This is a genomic window from Streptomyces sp. MK7 (assembly GCF_032658145.1).
Classification (GTDB): Bacteria; Actinomycetota; Actinomycetes; order Streptomycetales; family Streptomycetaceae; genus Streptomyces; species Streptomyces spiralis.
In genome coordinates this window covers 12,352-35,479 of record NZ_JAVACL010000051.1, presented here as the reverse complement: position 1 = coordinate 35,479, position 23,128 = coordinate 12,352, and the positions used below count along the sequence as shown (strand labels likewise).

Here is a 23,128-nt window from a genome sequence, read left to right as displayed (position 1 = left end):
GGCCGCCACTGGCGGCCTGCGCACACTGGGTGTATGGGCCGGATGACCGTCGGCCAGGCGGCGGAGCGCGAAGACATGCTCGCGGAGGCCGTCGCAGATGCCGTCCAAGGCACGAGCGCGTATGCGGGGAGCGTCTTCCTCCGCTCCCGCGATCGTCGGTCCCTCGTGCTCACGGCGACGTGTGGGGTGCCGCCCTCCCTGCTGGGTGGCTGGCGCCTCATCGCGGTGAACAGTCCCATCCCGGTCGCCGTGGCATACAAGTCCGGGCGCACGGTCCACCTGGCAAACGCTGATGAGACGATGCGGAGGTACCCGCAGCTGGCGGTGGCTCTGCCGTATGCCTTCGGCTCGTGCTCGGTGCCAGTGCAGGCACATGGTGAACGCTTCGGATCGCTGGCGATCGTGTGGCCGGCGTCACCGGGCAGCGCGGGGCTGGCCAAGGCCGAGCGCCGCTGCCTGCGGAGCGTCGCCGGTCGACTGGGTAACGGTCTGGCCGCGCTCTGTGACCGCACCGGTGATCCGGTGGAATGCGACCCGGGGACGTCTCCTGTGGAGACCCCGGCCCCCTCGGCAGCAGCCCTACAGGTGGGGTTGTTCGACTGGGACCCCGGCTCCGGCACCTTCGGCGTGGACGATGCGCTCTGCGGGATCGTCGGTCTCGATCCCGATGCTTTCGACGGACGAGTCGAAACGATCAGTTCGTGCCTGCATCCCGGTGACCGAGGGGCTTTTCGGGCCTGTGCCCGCGAGGCGGGGCTCGAGGGCCGGTTCAGCGCACGTCGTGTGCGTGTACGGGAGCGGGGTCACGCCGGCGGGGAGTATCGCACGGTCGAGCTGTGGGGCCGCGCACTGCGAGCCGGCGACCCGCGCTCCGGCACGCACCTGGTCGGCGCCGTCGTGGATGCCCAGACCGGTAGTGCGGCCCTCGCAGCGGTCGAACGGCTGCGGGACGGGCTGTTCTCCCTGGCTCCGGACGGGCGGGTGACCTACGCCAACCACAGTGCCCTGCGACTGCTGGGCGTGCCCGTCGACGAGATTCTGGGCCGGTGCCTGTGGGACGTGCTGCCGTGGCTGTCCGACCCCGGCGTCGAATACCGGCACCGGTCCGCGATGATTTCGCAGACGCCGTCGTCCTTCCTGGCGAGCCGGCCGCCCGACCAGTGGCTCGCCTTCTCCCTCCACCCACGGGCGGACGGGGTGACCGGCTGGGTGGTGCCCGCCCCCAGTGCCCCATCGGCTCATGCGATGCGTGCTTCCCCGGCCACTGGAGCACCCGCTGCCCCACCGGCACGTCTGGGTGCCATGTACCACGTCCTGCAGCTGAGCAGCGCGCTGACCGAAGCAGTCACCACACGCCAGGTGTGCGAAGTCGTCTCCGACCAGCTCTTGCCGGCCTTCGGGGGCCAGCAGATGGCGATCTATGTGGTCCGCAGCGCAACGATGCACCTGCTCCACCACACCGGCCGCCACGAAGAATTCCTCGACTGGCTGGAGGGCGTTCCCCTGCACGCTCGCCTGCCGGGAACGGAGACCCTGACCTCCGGTGCTCCGCTCTTCATCGAGTCACAGCAGGACCTCGCACGGGGCTACCCGGGAATCCCCATGGGCCAGGTGAGCTCCTGGGCGTATCTGCCGCTGATCGCCTCTGGCCGCCCGGTCGGCACCTGCGTCCTCGGCTTCGACGAGATCCACCACTTCACCGAAAAGGACCGCGGCGTCCTCACCGCACTTGCCGGGGTGATCGCCCAGGCCCTGGAACGAGCACGGCTGTACGACTCGGAGTTCGCCGTCGCACACGGCCTGCAAAAGACGCTTCTGCCGCACCGGCTGCCAACCGTCCCGGGTATCCGCACCGTCGCGCGCTATCTGCCGGCTACCAGCGGCATGGACATCGGTGGCGACTGGTACGACGTCATCCGCTCCGCCACCGGGGTCTGTCTCGTCATCGGCGACGTGGAGGGCCACAGCATCGCTGCCGCGGCCACCATGGCGCAATTGCGCAGTGCCGTACGGGCTTTCGCAGCTGCGGGCCATACGCCCGGCGAGATGATGGCGGGCGTCAACCGAACCCTGATCGACCTCGACTCCGACTTGCTGGCGAGCTGCTGCTGCATCCACCTCGAGCCCCGTGGCGAGCACGCCTACGCCGTCACGGCCGGCCACCCGCCTCCGCTTCTGCGCCGCCCCGACGGCACGACCGAGGCCCTTGGCCTGGACATCGGACCGGTTCTGGGCGTGGATCACGCGAGCGCCTACGCCCATACCCGCATCGCCCTCCCGCCAGGATCCGTTCTCGCCCTCTACACCGACGGGCTGGTGGAGGAACCCGGCACAGACATCGACGTGGGGATCGACCGCCTGCGAGCATCGCTGGCCCACGCTCGTGCGGACTCACTGGACGAACTCGCCGACCGGATCCTGCACAACGCCCGCGGCTCCCCCTACCGGGCCGACGACATCGCCCTGCTGCTCACCGAGCATGGTGGCGACCAGGGCCCCCATCACCCTCAAGCCGGCTCGTGCGGGCCGTGACGACAACTCCACGGCGGTGCGGTGACTCGGCGAGTTCCCTCCGCTCACCACAGTCCAGCACCACACCCTGAAGATCAGCGATCACGTAGTCGACCAACCCGCTGGAGCGGATCAACCGCGAGGTCATGCGCACCGACATCGTCCAGGTCTTCCTCAACGACGACTCGCTCCTGCGACGGGTCACCGCAGTGCTCTTCGAACTGCACGACTCAAAGGGCCAGAAGTCGAGCCGGGCAGGAAGGCACCCTGGCTGACAGCAGCCGAGTTCCCCGAATGCGTCGCGCTGACCCACACGTTCACGTCTCCCCGCTGGAGGAAACTGGCGATGAGCGACGACTTCTACGTCTCCTGCAGTTGCATCGCCCAGTTCCACCAGCGCTTCCCCACCGAGAGCCCGATTCGCGGCACGAGCCGCGGCTGGCTCACGAAAACCGTCGGGTCAACGGCTGCGGCGATCGAATATCGGCTCGGCAACCCCGACGGCATAGCCACGCTCATTGCCGCGAGAACGCCAATCAGCGCGTGACGATGCAGAAGGGATGCCCAGCAGGGTCGGTGAGGACCCGCGCCTTGTCTCCATGCGGCTGGTGATCCGGTTTGCCCGCACCCAGCTCCAGCAGCCGGGCCTCGGCCTCGTCCAGGCTCTCCGCGACCTTGAAGCAGATGTGAAGCTGCTGGGGAACGATCTGGTCAGGCCAACTCGGAGCCGGGTAGTCCTCGACCCGCTGGAAGCCGATGAAAAGTCCGTCCTCACGGTTGAGACCGGCGAACTCGGCGTCAGACTTCGGGTGTGGTTCAAAGCCGGTGGCTGCTGATAGAACGCCGCCAGAGCCAGCGGATCAGGGCAATCAAGTGTTATCGCGACCAATTCCATCTCCAGGGGCATGAGACCTCCGAGCCGATCAGTGGACTTCCGTGCACGCCATAGAGGCGGCTGCCTACGGATGAGGAGCAATGCTCAGTACCTGTGGATCACTCCTGACGGAAGGAGGCGTACCTTCCCGATGGATCGATCGATAGGTCCTCGAGCAAGGCCGACGTTGCCGCGTCGGTCGGGAAGGCACGCCCGTGCTTACGGTAGTCACCGAGGGCGGCAGCGCGCCAAGTGGCAGTTCGTTGGTGGATGAGATTGTCCGGGAGGGCGCACGGCGGATGCTGGCCGCCGCGCTGGAGGCCGAGGTCCACCAGTACATCGCCGAGTTGGCCGATGAGCGTGATGACAAGGGGCGCCGCCTGGTGGTCCGCAACGGCTATCACCAGCCCCGGCAGGTCACCACTGCGGCTGGCGCGGTCGAGGTGAAGGCGCCGTGGGTGTACGACAAACGCCTCGACGAGGCCACGGGCGAGCGTAAGCGGTTCTCCTCCGCAATCCTGCCGCCGTGGTGCCGCAGGTCCCCGAAGATCAGCGAGGTGCTGCCGCTGCTCTACCTGCACGGCCTGTCCTCCGGCGACTTCGTTCCTGCCCTGGAGCAGTTCCTCGGCTCCACCGCCGGGCTCTCGGCGGCGACGGTCACCCGGCTGACCCAGCAGTGGCAGGCCGACCACAGTGCCTTCATGGACCGCAACCTCGCGGAGGTCGACTATGTCTACGTGTGGGCCGACGGTATCCACCTCAACGTCCGCCTGGAGGAGGCCAAGGCGTGCGTCCTGGTGCTCATCGGGGTCCGTGCCGACGGCTCCAAGGAACTGGTCGCGCTCAAGGACGGCTACCGCGAATCGGGCGAGTCGTGGGCCGACCTGCTGCGCGACTGCGCCCGCCGGGGCATGCGTGCCCCGGTCCTCGCGGTCGGAGACGGTGCCCTGCGCTTCTGGAAGGCCCTCGCGGAGGTGTTCCCTGACAGCCGTGCGCAGAGGTGCTGGGTTCACAAAACAGCCAACGTCGTCGACTCCATGCCGAAGTCCGTGCAGCCCGGCGCGAAGAAGGCCATCAAGGACATCTACAACGCTGCGGGCCGTGACCACGCGGCACGAGCGATCAAGACATTCGAGAAGCTCTACGGTGCGAAGTTCCCCAAGGCGGTCAAAAAGATTACCGATGACCAGGAGCAACTGCTGGCGTTCTACCACTTTCCGGCCGAGCGCTGGATCCACCTGCGCACCACGAACCCTATCGCGTCGACCTTCTCCACCGTCCGGCTGCGGACCAAGGTCACCCGCGGCGCCGGCTCCCGCGTTGCCGCCCTGGCATGGTCTTCAAGCTCGTCGAGTCCGCCGAGCAGCGGTGGCGGGCCGTGAACGCGCCCCACCTCGTGGCCCTCGTCCGCGCCGGAGCCCGCTTCGAGGTCGGCCGCCTTGTCGAACGCCCCGAGATCCTCGCGGCCTGATCGAAGCCGCGAGGAGCGTTCGGCCGACGCGGGACTACCGCACGCGGGATGACTGCCCGGTGCTGGCGCGCAAGGCTTGCGTGAACCACGTGAACACTGGAGCCAGGCTGGGCGGGACGGACCATCCGTTGATGACGGCGAGCAGGTGCCAGTAGCGTTCTGCGCGGGGGGTGCCGGCGATCTCCAGGCGTGTCAGCAGCCAGTGGCGCAGGTCGGCGTCGTCGGCGCGGTTGAAGGTGTGCGCGTAGCGGGCGGTGAGGGTGTCGATGATGGGTGCGGCCTCGGCGGAGGCCGGGGCGATGCCTGCATCGATCGCGCGGCCGACGCTGTTCCGGACGGTCTCGGTGAGGTCGTGGTGCAAGCCGGTGTGGTCGCCCTGGGCGCGTTCGGCCGCCTGGTATTGCGCCATGCGGCGCACGGCTGCGCGGAAGTCGGGATCCTGGGTGAGTTCGGCGAGTTCCACCCAGGCGTCGACCTGCTCGGATTCGGGGTCGTCCGGCAGTTCGGGCATGGCTGAGCGCATCATGTCGACGAAGTCGGCGTTGGCGTCGAGTCCGCCGAACGTGTCGTCGATGAAGTCGGTGATCAGGCGTCGGCGTTCGTCGTCGGAAAGCTTGGCGAGCTTGTGCATGAGATCCATCTCCTCGGGGCTGGAGCCACGTTTGGCCACGGCGCGCAGCACAGCGCGCCGCAGCCGCAGCGTGCGGATCTGCACCTCCAGGGCATCGGCGTGTGCGGCCGCGACCTCGGGCACGGAGACTTCCCGGTCCAACACCTGCCGGATGACAGCAAGGTCGAGTCCCAGGTCACGCAGGGTGCGCACCAGATCCAGACGCGTGAGCGCGCCGATGTCGTAGAGCCGGTAGCCAGCCGGGCTGCGGTCTGTCGGCGGCACGATCCCGGTGTCGGAGTAGAACCGGATGGTCTTGACCGTCAGCCCGGTCCGCCGGGCCAGGTCACCGATCCTGAAGAGCGTGTCGCCGTCCATGCCCTCACTCTCACGCCTCCCCCTACGGGAGACTCAAGCCTCCCTCTCCCCGCTGAGTCGCCATCCACAGGTATTGACAATCACTCACGGAAGAGCGAGACGGGGAGGGTGCGTTCGTTCCGCTCAACCGTAAGCACAGCAGGTCAGGGGCACACCATGCCAGCAGTTATCTGGGAGAGGACATCTGCTGGTTGAACGATGCAAGACGGAGGTCGGTTGACGGTGGTCCTGGACTCGCATCGCCGGCTGGAACTGCGACGCTTCCGTGGTCTGCCGGAGTCCGGGGCGATGAGCCTGTCGGAGATTGCCAGGGAGACAGGGCTGGACCGGAAGACGGTCCGCAAGTACCTGTCTGCACCGGGCCCGGCCACTCCGCCGCGGTGGTCACCGAACGGGTGGTCACGCGCAAGTGGCCTGTCACGTTCGTTACCGGGGAGGCCGCGAACGGTCGGCGGCGTTCCCGAACCGGTGCGCCAGACAGTCACACGTGAGAGTGGCCGAAGCGGACTTCACCCCCGCAGTGACGTACAACTGCGACAACGGGCCTCCTGGTACTCGAGTTGGCGTAGACACCCACCGAGCTACCAAGAGTCCCTGTCTCCATGTCCGACTGTCGTTGTAATCACCTGATCGAGACTCCCGTTCGACGAACACCACTCAAGAGCGAATAGGACGGGAGCCGCGTCGCGGCTGCCCCTTCGCCGTTACCCACTTCGGCGACACCAAGGGCGAACCTCCGTTGTCGGTGGCATGGACTAACGTCCGTGCTCGCCATTGACAGGAGGAGCCGTGGACACACAGACAGGCTGGTCGGGGGTCCGGGAACGTGTAATCGCGCTGGTGGAGGCACGGTATCGGACACACGGCTGGGAGCCTCCTCAGCATCCCGTCTTCGAGCCGGTCCTGACTGCCGCAGAGATCGCTGAGGTCGAGGCCCAGTACGGAGTCGAACTCCCCACGGAGTACCGCACCTTCTTGGCGGAGGTCGGCGCGGGCGGACCCGGACCTGAATTCGAGCTGACATCGTTGCGCCGGGTCGACGGGAAATGGGGCTGGGTCTGGGAAGACGGCGATCCCATTCCGCTGGACCCGAGCGAGCCCTTCCTGGAGACGGAAGAATGGGCCGACCAACAGCTGGCAACCCTTCGCGCTGCCGGGTGCGAGCCCACCACCCGCGACGAGGACGACGACTACCTCGACGACTACCGCAAGGTTTTCGGCGACGCCGCAGACCAGGTGTGGCACGAGCAGCGTGACCGGGGCGCGATCCTCATCAGCGACAACGGATGCGGGATGACCAGTTGGCTCATCATCGTCGGCCCGCACCGCGGAGAACTCCGCGACCGGAACGTTGGGACCAATCCGCCCTACATACCGTTCGTCGATGCGCACGGAAACCGCCACAACTTCCACACCTGGTATCTCGAATGGCTCGAGCGAAGCGAGAGGGAAGCCCTGGGATCCTGGGACGACGGCCCGGACCCGCAGTAGCTCTCAGGCCGGCGGCCTGCGATGTCCAGCCCATGCCGGCACCGGCAGCACCCTCCGCGCCGCCCGTCCACTTGAGGCATTGTCAAAACTCGTGGAGTGATCGGACGTCGGCAGGCGGTTGGGTTCGAGTCTCCCGTAGGGGGAGACGTCAAGGTGGGGGCATGGACGGCGAGACGCTCTACTCGATCGGTGAACTGGCCCGGCGGACCGGCCTGACGGTCAAGACCATTCGGTTCTACTCCGATCGCGGGATCGTGGCGCCGACGGACCGTAGCCCGGTTGGCTACCGCCTCTACGAGGGGTGGCTGCAGTCACCGCCCGCACCCTGAAGGCTGCGCGTCCTGGCAGGGCGGTGGCGACGAGGGCGAGGAGCCCGGCGGCCGCCACGACGGCGACGTGGAGCAGCGGAGTCACGGCCGGGGCGGCGTGGCCGGTCATGTCGATGCCCGTCGGTCCAAGTAGCCCAGCACCGCATCGGGCCGGCAGTACCCTCACGCACCGACGCCCTCGCTCAGCGCCCGCAGGGCCACCTTTCAGGAGACGCCTCTCCACCGTTTGCCGGCCATGTGGCAGCCGCTGACGTGTACGGCGACGGGCGGCGAACTGCAGTTCAGGCTGTTCTCGAGGATCCAGTCGGGTATCGGCGGCCGGGCTTGCTCACCCCGATGCCGCTCCTGTCGGCAGGGCCGTCCGCAGGCAACGCCGCACGGACGAAGCATGCAGGAGGCCGGCACAGGCCCAGCGGGAGGCGGAAACAGCCGAGCAGCGGGCCCGGCAGCGGGAAGAAGAGGACGGCCAGGCCCAGGCAGCAGTCGAGCTTGCCGAGGCCGCACTGCGGGAACTCGAGGAACGCGCCACCGAGCCGGCCCAGCAGCTCCACGCCACGGTCGAACTACGGCGCCGCAGGCGAGGCGGCCTGGACCGCGCACGTCGGCGAGCCGCACGGGCAGAGGACACTGCACGGCAGGCACGCCATGCCGCGGAGACGGCGCGGACCCGGGCCGAACGGTCGGCGAGCTATGTCGAACAGACGGAGGGTGCCGCGCACCCGGGGCGGTCGATGTGGGCCTGAGACGCCGCGGAGGGCCCGGTGTTGCAGCGGCGGAGTATCGGGTCCTCAGGGTTGATCAGTGGTGGTGATGCCATCAGTACGGCAGCGAACGTTTCGTTCCCGCTGACGCTGGCTTTCACGCCCGCGCGCATGAGAGGGGCGGTCGCGCGAGCCCGAAGCTGATCACCACTCTTGGGACTGACGGCTAGCCCGTCCCGAAGGCCCCGGGCCCGCTCAAACTTCGATGGCACACGCTCAGGGTTCGGTGTCACCGAACAGTCGCTGACTCAAGCCACTCAGACTTCGGTGGCACACGCTCGCCCAGATCGACTGGTGCGGCCGAAAGTCGGGGTTGACCTTGCCTCAGGGGTAGGCCTGATCCTTTTGTCATGAGCAGCGATGACGATGCCCTCCTGGCGGAGCAGATGGCCTACTACCGTGCTGCGGCGGCCGAGTACGACCGGCCTTATGCAGAGCTGGAGGAACTGCAGCGGCTCCTGGCCGTGGTCGATGACCTTCCAGTCAGCGGGGATGTGCTGGAGCTGGCCTGCGGAACGGGCCAGTGGACGCCGAAGCTCGCCGCCCGGGCTCTGTCGGTGACAGCTGTCGACGCGGCAGCCGAGGTGCTGACCATCGCTCGTGCCCGCACTCCCTTCCCCAATGTTCAGTTCCTTCAGGCCGATCTGTTCGAGTGGCAGCCGCTGCGGCGCTACGACACCGTGTTCTTCGCCTTCTGGCTCTCCCATGTTCCACCGACGAGGTTGCCCGACTTCTGGAACACCGTCGCTGCCATGCTCGCACCAAGTGGCAAAGTGATCTTCATCGACGACGGACCCGCCGCTGTTGCGAGCGAGGAAGGCGTCACGGACGGGCTCGTTCCCACGGTGCTGCGCCAACTCGACGACGGCAGCCAATACCGCATCGTGAAGGTGTTCCATGACGCCCGAGCCCTCACGGGCGACCTCACAGCACTGGGATGGACGGTCCGCGTCCGGGCTTTGGACGGAAGCATCATCGGCATCGCAGAACCGCCGGCCGGCCCCACCTGACTTCCGGTTCCTCAGCATCCCCTTGAACGACACCGCGACTCACGAAGTCATCCGCACTCGTCCCGTTGATGATCTGCAGTGATCCAGACCACTCAAACTTCGATGGCACGCGCTCAAGGTTCAGTGGCACAGGACAGAGATGACCCGTCTCAACGACGTTTGACCGTGGTTTCTCACCGGCGGGTGTGGCCGGGAGTCAGCAGTGTCAGAACGGGGGTTCGGGGGAGAAGGTGCCACTCCAGACGGGTTCAGCCGGCTGAGGCCTGGGCTCTTGAAGAACTCGCACGGCGTCCTTGATGCGGCCGAGGTCGATGAGGCGCAGTCTCGGCAGATCGGTGTGCCATCGGTGTCCCGCCCGGGCAGCAGCCGGTCGGGGCCGCAAGAGGGGCAGCGGCCGCGGACGCGCATCGCGCGTTCGTAGCAGGTCAGGCAGATTGGGCCGTCCGACCACTCGGCGGACTTCGAGGCTCGACGGCCGCAGCGTGCGCAGTCGCGGATCATCCACCGCTCGTACTCCTCCGGTGTCACTGCTCACCCCTCCGGCGTCAGCCGGACCCGTGTGGGTCGGCGGGCGGCCAGTCGAAGGTCAGGTGGCAGGCGTCGCCGACCCGCAGTCCGCAGCGCAGGAGGATCAAGGTCAGCGCCCGTCCGTCGGGGGCGTGCCAGCGCTCCAGGTTGGCGGGCTGTTCGACCTGGGCCATCACGTGCTCGGCCAGGGCCCGCGGCAGCCGCTTGTCGGGGCGGGGGAAGTCATCTGGGTAGAAGATCGCGTTCGACGGGAGGCTCTGGTCCCGGCCGTGGCGGCGCACGGCGTGGAAGAAGGCGTTGAGCGAGCTGATGTCCCGGCTGCGGAAATGAGTTGAGCGCGAATCGAGTGCCAGGTCGGCGAGGTAGCGTTCCAGCACGGTCCGGTCCACGCGGGCGAGCTCATCGACGGCGACGCGGGGACCGGCCAGGAAGCCGGAGAACCGGTTGAGGGCCAAGATGTCCACGACGGCCTGGTTGACGCTGCGGCCGATACTCAGCCGCCAGCGCACGAACCGTTTGGCCACCTTGCTCAGCCATGGCTGGGGGACGCGGTCGAACCGCAGCCGGGCCCGAGTGTCGTCGATGCCGAGCCTGCGAAGCTCCCACACGTCGCGCGGGAACTCGCGGGTGCCCGCGCGGCTTCGCAGGCCCTGCCGTCGCGCTCACCCCCTTCGGCAGAGCCGCCAAAACTTAAGGTGTACAGTATCTACCTATAGATTGTAGGTAGACGCCTACTGGTCATAGGCGCATTGAGAGTAGGTGATGGTTGTGGTTCGGGCAGGACTGAGCCCGGAGCGGCTGACGCTCGCTGGTGCGGAACTCGCCGATGAGGCCGGGTTCGACCAGGTGACCCTGTCCGCGCTCGCCCGGCGTTTCGACGTGAAGTCGGCGAGCCTGTACGCGCATGTGAAGAACTCCCACGAACTCAAGACCCGGATCGCGCTGTTCGCACTGGAGGAACTCGCCGACCGGGTCGCCGACGCCGTGGCCGGGCGCGCGGGCAAGGACGCCCTGACAGCCTTCGCGAACGCCTACCGGGACTACGCCCGGGCGCACCCCGGCCGGTACGAAGCAGCGCGGTACCGGCTCGACCCGCAGACTGCCGCGGCCAGCGCTGGCGTCCGGCATGCACAGATGACACGGGCGATCCTGCGCGGCTACGACCTGGCTGAGCCGGACCAGACGCACGCGGTCCGCATGCTGGGCAGCGTCTTCCACGGCTATGCCTCCCTGGAGGCGGCCGGCGCTTTCGACCACACGGACGTCGCCGCTCAGCATTCCTGGGCCTGGACCCTGGACTGCCTGGACACCGCATTGCGGAGCCGGACCACCCCCTGACCGGCCGCCCCACCCCAGAAGCAAAAGGCTTGAGGCAATGAGCACCGAACAGAACCTGATCACCACCCCCATCACCGCCGACTTCCTGCGCGGCCACCTCGACGTGGAAGAGACTGCCCACGGCCTGCTGCCGCACCGGCTGCCTGCCTGGGCGCGCCGCCAGATCCCCGACGACCTGCTGGCCGTGGCCGAGGCCCAGCCCTCCGGTGTCCGGCTGGCCCTCCGTACCAGCGCCACCACCATCCGCCTGGACACCCTGCCCACCAAACGCATCTACCGGGGCTTCCCGCCCCCGCCGGGCGGCATCTACGACCTCCTGGTCGACGGCCGCCTCACCGCCCAGGCCACCGTGGACGGCGGGAACCTGCGCACCATCACTGACATGCAGACCCAGACTGCGGAATTCACCCCGGGCCCCGCTGGCACCGCCCACTTCACCGACCTCCCCACCGGCGAGAAGGACATCGAGATCTGGCTCCCGCACGCGGAGATCACCGAGGTCATCGCCCTGCGCACCGACGCCCCCGTCGAGCCCGCCCCGGACAAGGGGCGCCGGGTGTGGCTGCACCACGGCAGCTCCATCAGCCACGGATCCAACGCCGTCTTCCCCAGCACCATCTGGCCCGCCCTGGCCGCCTCCGCAGGCGATGTGGAGCTGATCAACCTCGGATTCGGCGGCAGCGCACTGGTCGACCCGTTCACCGCCCGCGCGATGCGCGACACCCCCGCAGATCTGATCAGCCTCAAGCTCGGCATCAACGTCGTCAACAGCGACGCCATGCGCCTGCGCGCCTTCGCCCCCGCCATCCACGGCTTCCTCGACACCATCCGCGAGGGCCACCCCACAACCCCCTTGCTCCTGATCTCCCCCATCCTGTGTCCGACCCACGAGAACACCCCCGGACCTCTCATTCCGGACCTCTCCAGTGGAACCCTGAAGTTCAAGGCCACCGGTGATCCGGCCGAGACCGCCGCCGGACGGCTGACGCTCACGATCGTCCGCGACGTCCTGGCCGACACCGTCAAGCAGCGGTCCGTCGAGGACCCCAACCTCCACTACCTCGACGGACTCGACATCTACGGCGAGAGCGACCACGACGAGTTCCCCCTGCCGGACGCGATCCACCCCAGCCCCGAAGGACACCGCCGCATCGGCGAGAACTTCGCCAAGCTCGTCTTCGCAAACAACGGGCCCTTCGCCATCACGACTGGCTGACCCGGATGACCCGTGCCCGGCGGGGAGAGCGTGATGGCTGACTCCCCCGTACCGCACCACCCCGTAGGCGAACTGGACTCGGCCACACATTCCGGGGCTACCCCTCCTAGGGCCGCATCAGGCAACGTTCGCCCCGGTGATGGGGCTCGTGGCGGGGAGTTGGCTGCGGCTGGTAGGCGCTTCGCCGGTGAGGTCAGTCGGGTGAGCGATTGCTCCGCTCGCTCTCGAACTCCCCGGCAGAGGTGAGTCCCTTGATGAAGGAGCGGAAGTCTGGCGCGAGGGTCAGTTCCGAGTTGTCGTCCGCATCGAACCAGGCAACGGACGGTTCCCCGTTCCGGTCGCAGGTCCGGTAGTCGAGCCCGATCCAGTAGTGCCCGTCACCCGAGACCAGCACCATTGCCGCGGGCAGGCCCCATTCTTCGACCAGGTACGGGCTGTCGAGCATGGACAGCGTCCGCTCGCGGTGACCGATGCCCATCACGCTGTCGAACGGGACGTGGTCGGCACTCCATGAGGTCGGCTGGCTTGTGGGAAAGGCATTCCGGCTGTCGCTGACCTGGCCGCCGTTCTGATCGCGGAGCAGGTCCAACAGTGAGTCGGGGAGTGTGACGTTCAGCAGCCGCTCAGCCTCCTCGACCGCCCGGTCGGTCAGGGGCGGCTGCACTCCATAGTCGCTACTGGTGTCCCAGAAGGGAGGCTGAAGATCCTCAAAGCGTGCCATGACCGGCATCGTAGGAGCCCGGCTCGACAGTTCACCGTCCGGCCTCGGCCGGACGAGTACACCACTCACCCAGAGGGCCGCCCGCCCGCGTCTGCGTGAAGTCGTGCACCAGCTCCCACGCCCGATCGATGTCCAGAAAAAAGCCGCCCGTGAACACGGCGAGGTTGTCCATGATCGGGACTTCGACCTCGGCACCCGAGGGCACGGTGCCGTCTCCTACGAGCAGAAACATCCGCTCGGTGTCACTCATCAGGTGGACGACCGCGTGATTATCTCGGAAGGCCAGGATCAGCACCGGGAACTCCCTGTTCGGCGACCGAACCTCGAGGTACCCCTGGCCACAGGAACGCAGGTCGTTAAAGCAATCTGACAGATCCTCCACCTCTGAACGTCTCTCAACCGGATGGAACAGCCCAGATTCCGGCGACGTCGCCGCCCACATCACGCTCATCCGGCAACTCTTCCCCATACAAACTGTCGGCGCTGGCATTTTGTAACGAAGCACTACTGGACTGCTGCGTGGACCGTCGCCACCGCGAACACGGCGGTCACCCACGTCCACAGCGCGGAGAGTGCGACGTGCCCCGCCGTCCGCAGCCGATGACCCCGCCACAACCGCGGTGAGAAATAGGCGAACTCCATCACCCAGCGCAGGCCCCAGAACAGGGTCTGCCCGCACAGCAGAACGGTCGGCAGGGATCCGCCGGTCAGGAGCTCCCGGGCGAACGCCAGCGACAGTGCGCCGAGCAGCACGCAGGTGAGGCCGATGAAGAACAGATGCGCGTAGGAAACCTGCCGGGTCAGCAGGCTGGTGTTGCCGAGGTCGTCCGGCCAGCCCAGGACGCGCGGCAGCACCACGTGCAGCAGCCCCATGCCGATGAGGGCCATACCGACCAGGCGCAACTGCCAGGTGAGAGCGAGGAGGTGGCTCATGACGGTCCCCTGGTGAAGGCGAGCGCGGTGACCAGGCGGGCGATGCGATGCTCGGTCGCCGGAAGCAGACCGGCGTGCGCGGCCAGCCGGAGCCACTCCGCGCGGGGGAGGAAATGCCAGGCACCCGGCCCGAAGACGGCCGTATTCGGGCCGTCCCTGAGGTGTTCCACCAGGACCAGGCGGCCACCGGGGCGCAGCACCCGGGCGCATTCCTCGAACAACCGCTCCCTGTCTTTCACCTGCCGCAGTTCGTGGGCGGCGAAGACCAGGAATACGGCGTCCACCCCGGACCGGGGCACGGGAAGGGCATCCGGACGGCCGGGCAGGGCGTGCGATGGCGGGGGCACCCGGCGGCGGGCCCGGCGCACCGAGCCCTCGGTCATCACGGCGGGGTCGTAAAGGTCGACGGTGATCTGCCGGGAGGCCGGCCAGCGGGCGGCCAGCGGGGCGCTCGCCTCGTCCAGGCCGGTGCCCACCACCAGGTGCTCGGACGGCGTCTGCGGCAGCAGCGTGTCCAACCAGTCGAAGTCGTACAGTTCGGAGCGGTCGTAGACCAGCCAGCTCGCGACCGTTGCGGAAGTGAGCAGACCGACAGCGGCTGCTGAGCCTGCGCGAGCCAGGGTGCGCAGCGGGTACGGCAGACGGCCGGCCAGGGCGGCGAAGACCGCCGTGGTGGCCAGGCCGGCGGCGTACTGCGGCCAGTTGTAGGCGATCACGTCCCGCACGCCCGACCGGCGGGTCACCGCTCGCTCCCGTTCTCGGTCCGGCGCAGGCCGCGTTCCCAGCCGTACTCCAGGTCGGCGACGTGGAAGGCGTTGGCGAGGAGCGGCCGCGTGCCGGCGAAGGGACCGTGGTCGAAAAAGGTCAGCCGGCGCACGTCGACCGAGACGGGCTGCGGGTCCCAGTGAGCACGGAACGCCTTGATCACGATCATCGACCGGGTCTGCGGCTCGTACTCGAAGGTGTAAGGGAGCGGGCCCGCGAAGCGCCGGGCGGCGCGGGCGTCCTCGAAAGGGCTGCCCGCGGGCAGTGGTGCCGGCGCGCTGCCGAGGTCCGCCCGGACGTGCAGGTCCGCTCGGCCGTCGGCGCTGTCCACGCGGAACTCCAGCGATTCGCCCTCGGCCCTGGCGCTGATCCGGGCCAGGCGGTAGTTGTAGCGGGTCAGCAGGTTGCCGCCGAGCACCATCAGTCTGCGGTCGGTGTCGCTGCGCAGGATGCGCAGTCCTCGCATGACGCGCCCGCCCGGAGTGCGGAAGCGGGTGAAGACGCGGTAACCGGTGAGCACACAGTCCGCCCCGAAACGGGCGGGCAGGACCGTCGGCCGCAGGGCGCGGGTGTCCACCAGCGCGGCCGCCACGAACCCGTGGTCTTCGTATGTGTCCAGTTCCAGGCCCGGTGGGACCAGTGGGTGCAGCACCGCGGAAGGCAGCGCGTACGTCAACACCAGTGAGTGAGCGAAGTGCGTGCGTATCGCCACGGGATGGCGCTGCAGCAGATGCCTCATGGTTCGATCCTCCGATCCGGGGCAGTGGCCCCGAGACGCATGGCTCTTATCACACCCCACAACGCCGAGCGGTCCTGTGCCGCCCAGCCCGGCCCGTGCGGACCCGGCTCACGGACGCTGCGCAGAACCACCACCCCGCCGGGCCGCACCGCGTGCCGTACGGCCGACCGCAGCCGACGGGCGAAGTCGGCGCCCGGCCCGTCCAGAACGTTCGAGAGCGTCACCGCGTCATAGCCGCCGCGCGGCGCCTGCTCCAACGCGTGCACCACGTCGTCGCACACCAGCCGGACGCCCGGTGCCCACAGCGCCGGGGTGCCCGGCGGCTCCTCGCCCGCCAGCAGCCGCCACAACCACGGGTTGCGTGCATTGGGATGCCTGCAGACAGTCCGCTCCAGGCGCCGCCGCAGCACCTCGTCGAAACGCGTCGGTACGACACCGGCGAACGACGGACGCAGCGCGACCGCCAGGGCTCCGCCGGGGCGCAGCGCCACCCGCATCAGCCGGCGCAGACCCTCGGTGTCCAGCTCCTCCCGCCAGCGGTGAGCTTGCTCCACCGGATCGTCCAGCGTCAGGAAGCCGTGCAGCTCTCTCTGCCGCCACGCGGGCAGCAGCCGCGCCGTGGCGCCCCGGCCCAGACGCATGACCGCCTCCGCCGTGCCCTCCCGGATCCCGCCACCGGCCAGCCGCTCCCGCGCGTATGTGAGCTGTACCGGATTGACGTCGACGGCCGTCACCTCGTACCCCGCCGAATGCAGGGCTGCCGCTGTGTCCCCCGCCGAGGCGATGCACAGCACCCGAGCACCGGGCGGCGGGAAGACCGCCAGCTCGACACCCCAGTCCTCGTACATCCGCCCGAAGAGCAGGCGCGGACCGCCGAATCCGCCGAGCAGCCGACCGCGCGCCCACGGTGTCCCGCTCACTCGGCCGCCGTCCAGGTCACCATCCAGATCAGCGCCAGGAAGGCCAGGTCCTGCGTCACCAGCCGTCCCGGCTCGTCGATCTGGCCGGAGCTGAAGAGCAGACCGCCCAGGTTGAACGCCACCACCAGCACGGTCTGCACGAGCGCGGCCAACCGCGCCCGCCGCCCGCTCAGCACCCATGCGCCGATCGCGACCTCCGCCAGACCGATCCCGACGAGCACTCCCGTCACCGCCCACCCTGGCAGAAACGGGACGTCACCCACGATCGCCCGCTGGTCCGCCCGCCCCGGCCAGATCTTGCACCAGAACCCCTCGTAGAACCACACCAGGGCGATCGCCCACCGCGCCACCCGGACCCGCCACATCTTCATCACGGGATGATCATGCCTGCCGCACCATCCAGGGCGAGCTCCGGCCCCATGGGCGCCGAAGACGTCGTACAGAGCGCCTTCGTCAAGGCATAGCGCGCCCCGCCGACAGGGGCTCCTGCCTGAGCATCGGCCCCTCGGCCTGTCTTCGGATTCCGCGGACTGGCTCAACGCCACCGCCGGCACGCCGGCGACGGCGATGCAGGGCGCGGCCGACGACACGAACACAGGGCGCGAAGGTGTGGTTCTCCGACCCGGCGGAGTCTCAATGGCCAAGTCAGGGCCTGAAGCGCGGCCATCGGCTGGGGCCGGCACCCTGCGAGCAGGGTTTGCGGTCTGGCCTCATCCAGTCAGGATTCAAGGTGCCGCACCGCTACAGAGCGGTCGACGGGAACGTGCGGTGTGATCGCCTCGTTGACCCACCGGGAGCGCAGGTGAAAACACGGCAGCGGGGCCGAGACGTCCCTGGGCCTGATACGCCTTGGGATGAGGTTGTGCCCGGTCTATGGATGGGAGGCCATTTCTGGACAGGCCCCACCGGAGAGATACAGCCGGCCATTGCGGTCCGGGAGTTCGACCTGGTGATCAGCCTCTTTGCTCGCGATGGGCACGGACGGGACCCTCAGATCGAGCACGTGGTCTCTGAGATCCCAGATGCCCCCCTCACGGCTGGGCAGATCCTTATGGTCCAGCGGCTTGCCCTCATGGCTGCAGTGAAGTCGACCAGTTGCGGAGCGACGACTGTGCGATCGGTTGTCGTCGGTGCGTCTACTGCATCAGCTCGGTATGGGGATGCTCCGGCGATGTCGGGCAGACGTAGAGCTGCTGCCTTTGGCCGCTGGCGATCTGGACGGCGGTCGGCTGCCTTGGGACAGGGTCGGTGCCGAGCGGCGTGGCGCGGGTATCGCGGGGGACGCGACCGCGGTCGTGCACCTCAAGGCCTTGGGCGCGAAAGAAGTCGATCAGGTCCTGGCCCTCCGGGCGAGTGTGGATGGAGGACGGACTGGTGTGTTCTCGATCTTCGCAATCTTCGTACGGGATCCAGCTGCGGGTGCTGTCGTCCCATTCGAAGGTGGGGATGGTCAGCAGCGGGACCATCGTGGTGTCGCAGGCGGGGCAGGACTGGGTGGTGGGGTCGGTGTAACCCCAGGGGGCCCAGCCGCCGACTTTCCAGCCGGGCGCGACGGACAGATTGCCCGAGTAGAACTCCTCCGGGTACGACGCGTACCGGCTGTCCACCGCGGCGCCGGCGGCCTGCCACTTGTTCCAGTCTCCGAGCGCGGCTCGGAGTTCCTGGCTCAGCTCCAAGGGGTTGGGGTACTCGGTGATCTGCTCCGGAGCGAGCAGGCACGGCTCGGGCAGGTAGCCGTCGAACTGCACCAAGGGCGGTTCCGGGGGTGCGGAGAGGATGTCGGTGACCGTGGCCGCGGACCGCCAGAACAGCACGGTCCTGGGCATGAACTTCATCGGAGGGTGGTCGAAGGGGCACCACAGCACCTGGAGCAGATCTGTCCCGGCGGGCGCGCGTAGATCGGGCACGTCACGCACGTACAGCTGCGCCAGCGGCAACATCGCCATCGCCCCGTCATACGGTTGGCGACTCGGCCTTGGTCTCGGATAGGTCCTCGGGGGACGGATGCGGGTGAGGGTCTCCCGTTCCTGCGGGGTCAGATCCCGGCCCTGCGCGGCGGCACGTAGCCGCCGTTCCAGTCTCAAATCCACCGGCGACAGAGCCGGGTTCACCCCGTCCAGCTCGTGCGGTCCTTCGCAGTGCGGCCACGGCTCTTCGGCCGGCCACAACAGCGGGCCGCCGACGGAGCTGTCGCGCGGCGACGGCGACCCGGGGTGAGGGTGCAGCCGGGTCGCCGTGCGTGCCAGCGGGGCCAGTTGGGGGAAGAGTGCGGTCACGTCGAGCGGCCGCGGCGGGGTGGTACGGGTGATGTTCATAGCGGTTGATGCTGCCAGCAGCCTCTGACACTGGGCAGATCAGTCCTCCCTACCTTGTTGTTCGGGATGAGCGAGCCATTCGTAGGGTTGGCTCACCCAGGGGGTTCGGGTGTGGCTTTCAGTCCTCTGCCGTTCGTGGCTGCCTAGGGTTCGCCGCCCGGCCTCCACGACGACTCGGCTGCTCATTAGGAATTGCGGCACTGATCGCTCTGTAGGGACTCGACAGCGAGGTCGTCCGTGGTACCTGTACGAACACGACCTGCGGAGAAGCGAGTGACAGCGATCTGGGCCGGTATCGACGCCGGGAAGACCCATCACCACTGCGTGGTAATCGACGACACCGGCAAGCGGCTGCTGTCCCGGCGGGTCGCCAACGAGGAGAGCGAACTGCTGAAGCTCCTCGGCGACGTCCTGGACCTCGGCGAAGTGACGGCCTGGGGCATCGACCTGGCCGATGGCGGGGCCGGCCTTGCCATCGCGGTCCTGCTCAACCACGGCCAGCACCTGCTCTACATCCCCGGCCGGGCCGTCAACCGTGCCTCGGAGGGCTACCGGGGTGACGGCAAGACCGATGCCAAGGACGCCGCGGTCATCGCCGACCAGGCCCGCGTCCGGCGTGACCTGATGCCCCTGCGGCCCGGCGACGAGCTGGTCACCGAGCTGAAGATCCTCACCGGCCGCCGGCGCGACCTCAGCGACGACCGCACGAGAGCCGTCAACCGGCTGCGCGGCCACCTGACCGGGATCTTCCCCGGCCTGGAGCGCGAGCTCGACCTCGGCAACGTCGGCCCGCTGGTGCTGCTGACGGGCTACCAGACACCAGCCGCCATCCGCCGCACGGGCGTCAGGCGGCTGGCCACCTGGCTGCGCAACCGCAAGGTCCGCGGCGCCGACCAGCTCGCCGCCGCAGCCGTCCAGGCCGCCGAGAACCAGCACACCGCTGTCCCCGGCGAGAAGATCACCGCCCAGGTCGTGCACTCCCTCGCGAAGGAGGTGATGGCCCTCAACGAGAAGATCGCCGAGACCGACAAGCTCATCGAGGGCCGGTTTCGCGAGCACCGGCACGCCGAAGTGATCGCCAGCATGCCCGGCATCGGGCCCCTGCTGGGCGCCGAGTTCCTCGCCGCCACGGGCGGCGACATGGACGCCTTCGACAGCGCCGACCGGCTCGCCGGATTCGCCGGCGTCGCTCCCGCCGCCCGCGACTCGGGAAAGATCAGCGGCAACCTGCACCGACCCAAGCGCTACAGCCGACGCCTCCAACGCGTCTTCTACACCTCGGCGTTGATCAGCATCCGCTGCTGCGACGAGTCCCGGCGCTTCTACGACCGCAAGCGCGCCGAGGGCAAACGGCACGTCCAAGCCGTACTCGCGCTCGCCCGCCGACGGGTCAACGTCCTGTGGGCCCTCCTGCGTGACGGACGGTGCTACGACCCCATACCGCCCGTCACCCCGGCCGCTTGACAGCTCCATTAGGAATCCACCACGGCCGGGGGATCCCGTCGGGCGCTGGTGTTGGCCACTGAGTTCACCTTCTACGAGCGGCCGTTGGAGAAGGACGGTCACCAGGGGATTTCGCCTTCGTCGGAGAAGAAGCGGCCCGTGGGGCCGTCGTCCGGGACGGTAGCCAGGCGGATCGCGGAGACGGCGCCCTGCTGTGGGGTGCGTACTCCTTGGAAGGCGTTGAGGTCGGTGGCGGTGTAGCCGGGGCAGACGGCGTTGATCAGGATGTTGGTGTCGGCCAGTTCCTTGGCGTACTGCACGGTGACGGCGTTGAGGAACGTCTTCGACGGTGCGTAGGCGGCGGAGATCGGGCCCGTCTCGGTGCCGGGCGTGGTCTGCAGGGTGAGGGAGCCGACGCTGCTGGAGACGTTCACGATCCGCGGCGACGGGGAGCGGCGCAGCAGCGGCAGCAGGGTGTTGGTGACGCGGATGACGCCGATGACGTTGGTCTCCACGGCCGCCCGCACCCGGTCCGGATCGACCCTGGTGGGTTCCTGCGGACCGCCGCCGGTGATGCCCGCGTTGTTGACCAGCACATCGAGCCGTCCGGTCCGCTCCTCGATCAGCCGGGCCGCCGCGGTCGGGCTCGCGTCGTCCGTCACGTCCAGCGGCACCCCGAACGCGTTGATCCCGTTCGCGCGCAGCTTCGCCACGGCGGCCTCGCGCCGCGCCTCGTCCCGTGCACCGACCCCGATCTCCCAGCCGAGGGCGCCGAGTCCGGCGGCGATCTCGTACCCGATGCCCTTGTTGGCGCCGGTCACCAGCGCCACCTTCTGTTCACCGGCCTGTCCATCGACCTGTTCACCGACGATGTTGGTCTCGTTCGTTTCGCTCATGCCTCCGATGGTTCTCCCGCACCCCGCGGCGGGTCCAAGACCGATCGGGTGGGTGGCGATACCGGCCGGGTATCGCCCCTGGTCGGCCGGGTTACGCTGGCGGGGTGGAGACACGTGAGCTGCGGTACTTCGTGGCGGTCGCCGAGGAGCTGCACTTCGGCCGGGCCGCGCATCGGCTCGGGATCGCCCAGCCCCCGCTGTCGCGGGCGATCGCCGGGCTGGAACGGCGTCTGGGGGCCGCCCTTCTGGAGCGCGGCAGCCGGGGCGTCACGCTGACCGGGGCGGGGGCGGTGCTGCTGCGGGAGGCGCGGGCCGCGCTGGACGCCGTCGAGGCGGCCGAGCGGCGCACCCGCCGGGCAGCCCTCGCCGGGACCGGCCGCCCCGCGGTGGTCCTTGCCGCGAAGGCCGGCGCCTCCAGCGAACTGCTGGCGAAACTCCTCGACGCCTACGTGGCCGAACCTGGCGCGGTCGCCGTGGACGTGCTCCTGTGCGGGCCGGGCGAGCAGGCGCCGGTGCTGCGCGACGGCCGGGCCGATGTGGCGCTGTTGCACCGGCCGTTCGACGACACGGCCGGTTTCGACACCGAGGAACTGCACACCGAGGGTCAGATCGCGATCCTCCCGGCGGGTCATCCGCTCGGTATGCGTAGGGAGTTGCGGCTCGCCGAGATCACCGGCCTGCCGGATCTGCCCCTGCCTCGCTGGCCCCGCCCGGACGGCACCTTCCCGGACGGCCCCGGTCCGCAGGTGCGCGACCACACTCAGCTCACCCAGCTCATCGCCCTCGGCCGGGCCTGCGCGATCGTCCCGGAGACGGGCCGCGCCGGCCTGGGAGAGGGCCTGACCGCTGTGCCGGTCGTCGATGCGCCGCGCGTCACGACGGTCATCGCCTGGCCCCCGCACAGCCGCTCCACGGCGGTCGCGGGTCTGGTCCGCGCGGCGACCGCGCTGTGACCGCCGCCGTGCCGAATCAGACTCACGGCGACCTGTCTCGTTGCAGCCTGCTTCACCCGTCGGCCAGTTGCTGGATGGTCTTGAGGGTGTGACCGGCTGCGTCCTCCATCAGAGGCAGCAGTCACGGCGGACAGAGCGTGGAAGCCTCTCCACGCCGCGTACGCACCACGGTGAAGTGGCGTCGGTCGAGCGTGGCGACGCGCAGCGTCTTGACCCGCTCGAACGACCGCGACGACCGAGGCGTCCGTGCCACCCAGCGGCAGATCGGTGTACTGGCGGACCAGCTCCGCCATGCGCTGCAGATCTTCGGGCATCAGGCCCGTGACGGTGCCGTAGGCGCCGGCCGCCAGGTCGTCGAGGAAACATGGCCTCCGCGGCGGCGCCCCCGTACCGTTCGATCAGGAAGCACGCTTCCGCCACGACGGTGGCGGGTACCACCAGGTCCCTGCGGGGTGGGCAGTCCGTCGAACCTGGCCCGGCACGACTACGGCCGCGATCAACGAGACATCCGCCCGGCCGGCTGCCCGACCCCACCGGGCGCGCGGGAAAGCCGCCATCGAAGCCAGGACGCCCCGATGCCGCTCCTGTCGGCAGGGCCGTCCGCAGGCAACGCCGCACGGACGAAGCATGCAGGAGGCCGGCACAGGCCCAGCGGGAGGCGGAAACAGCCGAGCAGCGGGCCCGGCAGCGGCAAGAAGAGGACGGCCAGGCCCAGGCAGCAGTCGAGTGCTCCGAGGGCCGCACTGCGGGAACTCGAGGAACGCGCCACCGAGCCGGCCCAGCAGCTCCACGCCACGGTCGAACTACGGCGCCGTATGCGAGGCGGCCTGGACCGCGCACGTCGGCGAGCCGCACGGGCAGAGGACACTGCACGGCAGGCACGCCATGCCGCGGAGACGGCGCGGGCCCGGGCCGAACGGTCGGCG

The 23,128-nt window shown here is 68.9% G+C and carries 21 protein-coding genes and 4 pseudogenes; 12 read left to right on the top strand and 13 right to left on the bottom strand.

The genetic code is table 11. From position 1 onward, the window contains the following. The first annotated feature begins 33 nt into the window (after window positions 1-33). From R2S09_RS34445 to R2S09_RS34435, 3 genes are all read left to right on the top strand, one after another. Complete coding sequence (locus tag R2S09_RS34445) at window positions 34-2,532, top strand: SpoIIE family protein phosphatase (RefSeq protein ID WP_316745292.1); 2,499 nt, start codon at window positions 34-36, stop codon at window positions 2,530-2,532. A 101-nt stretch (window positions 2,533-2,633) separates the two neighbouring features. Next, a complete protein-coding gene (locus R2S09_RS34440) occupies window positions 2,634-2,786 on the top strand; it encodes a hypothetical protein (protein WP_306192983.1) in 153 nt (50 codons plus the stop codon). A 71-nt stretch (window positions 2,787-2,857) separates the two neighbouring features. Next, complete coding sequence (locus tag R2S09_RS34435) at window positions 2,858-3,058, top strand: hypothetical protein (protein ID WP_306192977.1); 201 nt, start codon at window positions 2,858-2,860, stop codon at window positions 3,056-3,058. On the opposite strand, the pseudogene R2S09_RS34430 reads toward R2S09_RS34435, so the two are convergent. Beyond that, a pseudogene (locus R2S09_RS34430) lies at window positions 3,048-3,418 on the bottom strand (VOC family protein). The gene R2S09_RS34435 and the pseudogene R2S09_RS34430 sit on opposite strands and share 11 nt — an antisense overlap. A 182-nt stretch (window positions 3,419-3,600) precedes the next feature. On the opposite strand from R2S09_RS34430, the pseudogene R2S09_RS34425 reads away from it, so the two are divergent. Further along, window positions 3,601-4,856 (top strand): annotated as a pseudogene (locus R2S09_RS34425) (IS256 family transposase). A 34-nt stretch (window positions 4,857-4,890) separates the two neighbouring features. Here the strand turns inward: R2S09_RS34425 and R2S09_RS34420 are convergent. Beyond that, window positions 4,891-5,844, bottom strand: a complete 954-nt coding sequence (locus R2S09_RS34420) for a MerR family transcriptional regulator (protein WP_316745291.1) — start codon at window positions 5,842-5,844, stop codon at window positions 4,891-4,893. A gap of 198 nt (window positions 5,845-6,042) precedes the next feature. On the opposite strand from R2S09_RS34420, the pseudogene R2S09_RS34415 reads away from it, so the two are divergent. The 3 genes and pseudogenes from R2S09_RS34415 to R2S09_RS34405 form a co-directional block, all read left to right on the top strand. Next, window positions 6,043-6,249, top strand: a pseudogene (locus R2S09_RS34415) (IS21 family transposase); the annotation flags it as partial. Window positions 6,250-6,633: 384 nt separating this feature from the next. Beyond that, window positions 6,634-7,335 carry an SMI1/KNR4 family protein gene (locus R2S09_RS34410; RefSeq protein ID WP_306192982.1) on the top strand — a complete coding sequence of 234 codons (702 nt, stop codon included), beginning with the start codon at window positions 6,634-6,636 and terminating at the stop codon, window positions 7,333-7,335. A gap of 161 nt (window positions 7,336-7,496) precedes the next feature. Continuing rightward, window positions 7,497-7,631, top strand: a pseudogene (locus tag R2S09_RS34405) (MerR family DNA-binding transcriptional regulator); the annotation flags it as partial. Between the two features lie 314 nt (window positions 7,632-7,945). On the opposite strand, the gene R2S09_RS34400 reads toward R2S09_RS34405, so the two are convergent. Continuing rightward, window positions 7,946-8,215, bottom strand: a complete 270-nt coding sequence (locus R2S09_RS34400; protein WP_316745290.1) for a hypothetical protein — start codon at window positions 8,213-8,215, stop codon at window positions 7,946-7,948. Window positions 8,216-8,775: 560 nt separating this feature from the next. Between R2S09_RS34400 and R2S09_RS34395 the strand changes: the two genes are divergently transcribed. Further along, window positions 8,776-9,435, top strand: a complete 660-nt coding sequence (locus R2S09_RS34395; RefSeq protein WP_316745289.1) for a class I SAM-dependent methyltransferase — start codon at window positions 8,776-8,778, stop codon at window positions 9,433-9,435. A gap of 545 nt (window positions 9,436-9,980) precedes the next feature. Here R2S09_RS34395 and R2S09_RS34390 read toward each other — a convergent pair. Continuing rightward, on the bottom strand, window positions 9,981-10,571 hold the full coding sequence (locus tag R2S09_RS34390; protein ID WP_316745288.1) for a hypothetical protein: 591 nt from the start codon (window positions 10,569-10,571) through the stop codon (window positions 9,981-9,983). Between the two features lie 160 nt (window positions 10,572-10,731). Here R2S09_RS34390 and R2S09_RS34385 point away from each other — a divergent pair, with 160 nt between their 5' ends. Then, window positions 10,732-11,301, top strand: coding sequence for a WHG domain-containing protein (locus R2S09_RS34385; RefSeq protein ID WP_316745287.1), 570 nt, complete (start codon window positions 10,732-10,734; stop codon window positions 11,299-11,301). 37 nt (window positions 11,302-11,338) lie between these two features. Then, complete coding sequence (locus tag R2S09_RS34380) at window positions 11,339-12,517, top strand: GDSL-type esterase/lipase family protein (protein WP_316745286.1); 1,179 nt, start codon at window positions 11,339-11,341, stop codon at window positions 12,515-12,517. Window positions 12,518-12,710: 193 nt separating this feature from the next. On the opposite strand, the gene R2S09_RS34375 is transcribed toward R2S09_RS34380, so the two are convergent. The 8 genes from R2S09_RS34375 to R2S09_RS34340 all read right to left on the bottom strand — a co-directional run bounded on the left by R2S09_RS34375 (window position 12,711) and on the right by R2S09_RS34340 (window position 18,910). Continuing rightward, entirely contained in the window at window positions 12,711-13,238 is a 528-nt protein-coding gene (locus R2S09_RS34375) for an SMI1/KNR4 family protein (RefSeq protein WP_316745285.1), read from the bottom strand. Window positions 13,239-13,269: 31 nt separating this feature from the next. Continuing rightward, a complete protein-coding gene (locus R2S09_RS34370) occupies window positions 13,270-13,689 on the bottom strand; it encodes a hypothetical protein (protein WP_316745284.1) in 420 nt (139 codons plus the stop codon). A gap of 53 nt (window positions 13,690-13,742) precedes the next feature. Further along, window positions 13,743-14,171, bottom strand: coding sequence for a hypothetical protein (locus R2S09_RS34365; protein ID WP_306193059.1), 429 nt, complete (start codon window positions 14,169-14,171; stop codon window positions 13,743-13,745). Beyond that, a complete protein-coding gene (locus R2S09_RS34360; protein ID WP_306193061.1) occupies window positions 14,168-14,914 on the bottom strand; it encodes a class I SAM-dependent methyltransferase in 747 nt (248 codons plus the stop codon). The genes R2S09_RS34365 and R2S09_RS34360 overlap by 4 nt, the downstream gene beginning before the upstream one ends. Next, window positions 14,911-15,675 (bottom strand): DUF2071 domain-containing protein, encoded by a 765-nt coding sequence (locus R2S09_RS34355; protein WP_306193063.1) that lies wholly within the window; start codon window positions 15,673-15,675, stop codon window positions 14,911-14,913. The genes R2S09_RS34360 and R2S09_RS34355 overlap by 4 nt, the downstream gene beginning before the upstream one ends. After that, on the bottom strand, window positions 15,672-16,595 hold the full coding sequence (locus R2S09_RS34350) for a hypothetical protein (RefSeq protein ID WP_316745283.1): 924 nt from the start codon (window positions 16,593-16,595) through the stop codon (window positions 15,672-15,674). The genes R2S09_RS34355 and R2S09_RS34350 overlap by 4 nt, the downstream gene beginning before the upstream one ends. After that, the gene (locus R2S09_RS34345) at window positions 16,592-16,966 is read right to left on the bottom strand and encodes a DoxX-like family protein (protein ID WP_316745282.1); all 375 of its coding nucleotides are present in this window, start codon (window positions 16,964-16,966) and stop codon (window positions 16,592-16,594) included. The genes R2S09_RS34350 and R2S09_RS34345 overlap by 4 nt, the downstream gene beginning before the upstream one ends. 765 nt (window positions 16,967-17,731) lie before the next feature. Continuing rightward, window positions 17,732-18,910 (bottom strand): hypothetical protein, encoded by a 1,179-nt coding sequence (locus R2S09_RS34340; protein WP_316745281.1) that lies wholly within the window; start codon window positions 18,908-18,910, stop codon window positions 17,732-17,734. 273 nt (window positions 18,911-19,183) lie between these two features. Here R2S09_RS34340 and R2S09_RS34335 point away from each other — a divergent pair, with 273 nt between their 5' ends. Continuing rightward, entirely contained in the window at window positions 19,184-20,374 is a 1,191-nt protein-coding gene (locus R2S09_RS34335; RefSeq protein ID WP_316745280.1) for an IS110 family transposase, read from the top strand. Window positions 20,375-20,472: 98 nt separating this feature from the next. Here the strand turns inward: R2S09_RS34335 and R2S09_RS34330 are convergent, their stop codons facing one another. After that, complete coding sequence (locus tag R2S09_RS34330) at window positions 20,473-21,249, bottom strand: SDR family oxidoreductase (RefSeq protein ID WP_316745279.1); 777 nt, start codon at window positions 21,247-21,249, stop codon at window positions 20,473-20,475. A 104-nt stretch (window positions 21,250-21,353) separates the two neighbouring features. On the opposite strand from R2S09_RS34330, the gene R2S09_RS34325 reads away from it, so the two are divergent. Further along, window positions 21,354-22,202: a LysR family transcriptional regulator gene (locus R2S09_RS34325; protein WP_316745278.1), complete on the top strand. Its 849-nt coding sequence runs from the start codon at window positions 21,354-21,356 to the stop codon at window positions 22,200-22,202. Window positions 22,203-23,128 lie beyond the last annotated feature (926 nt).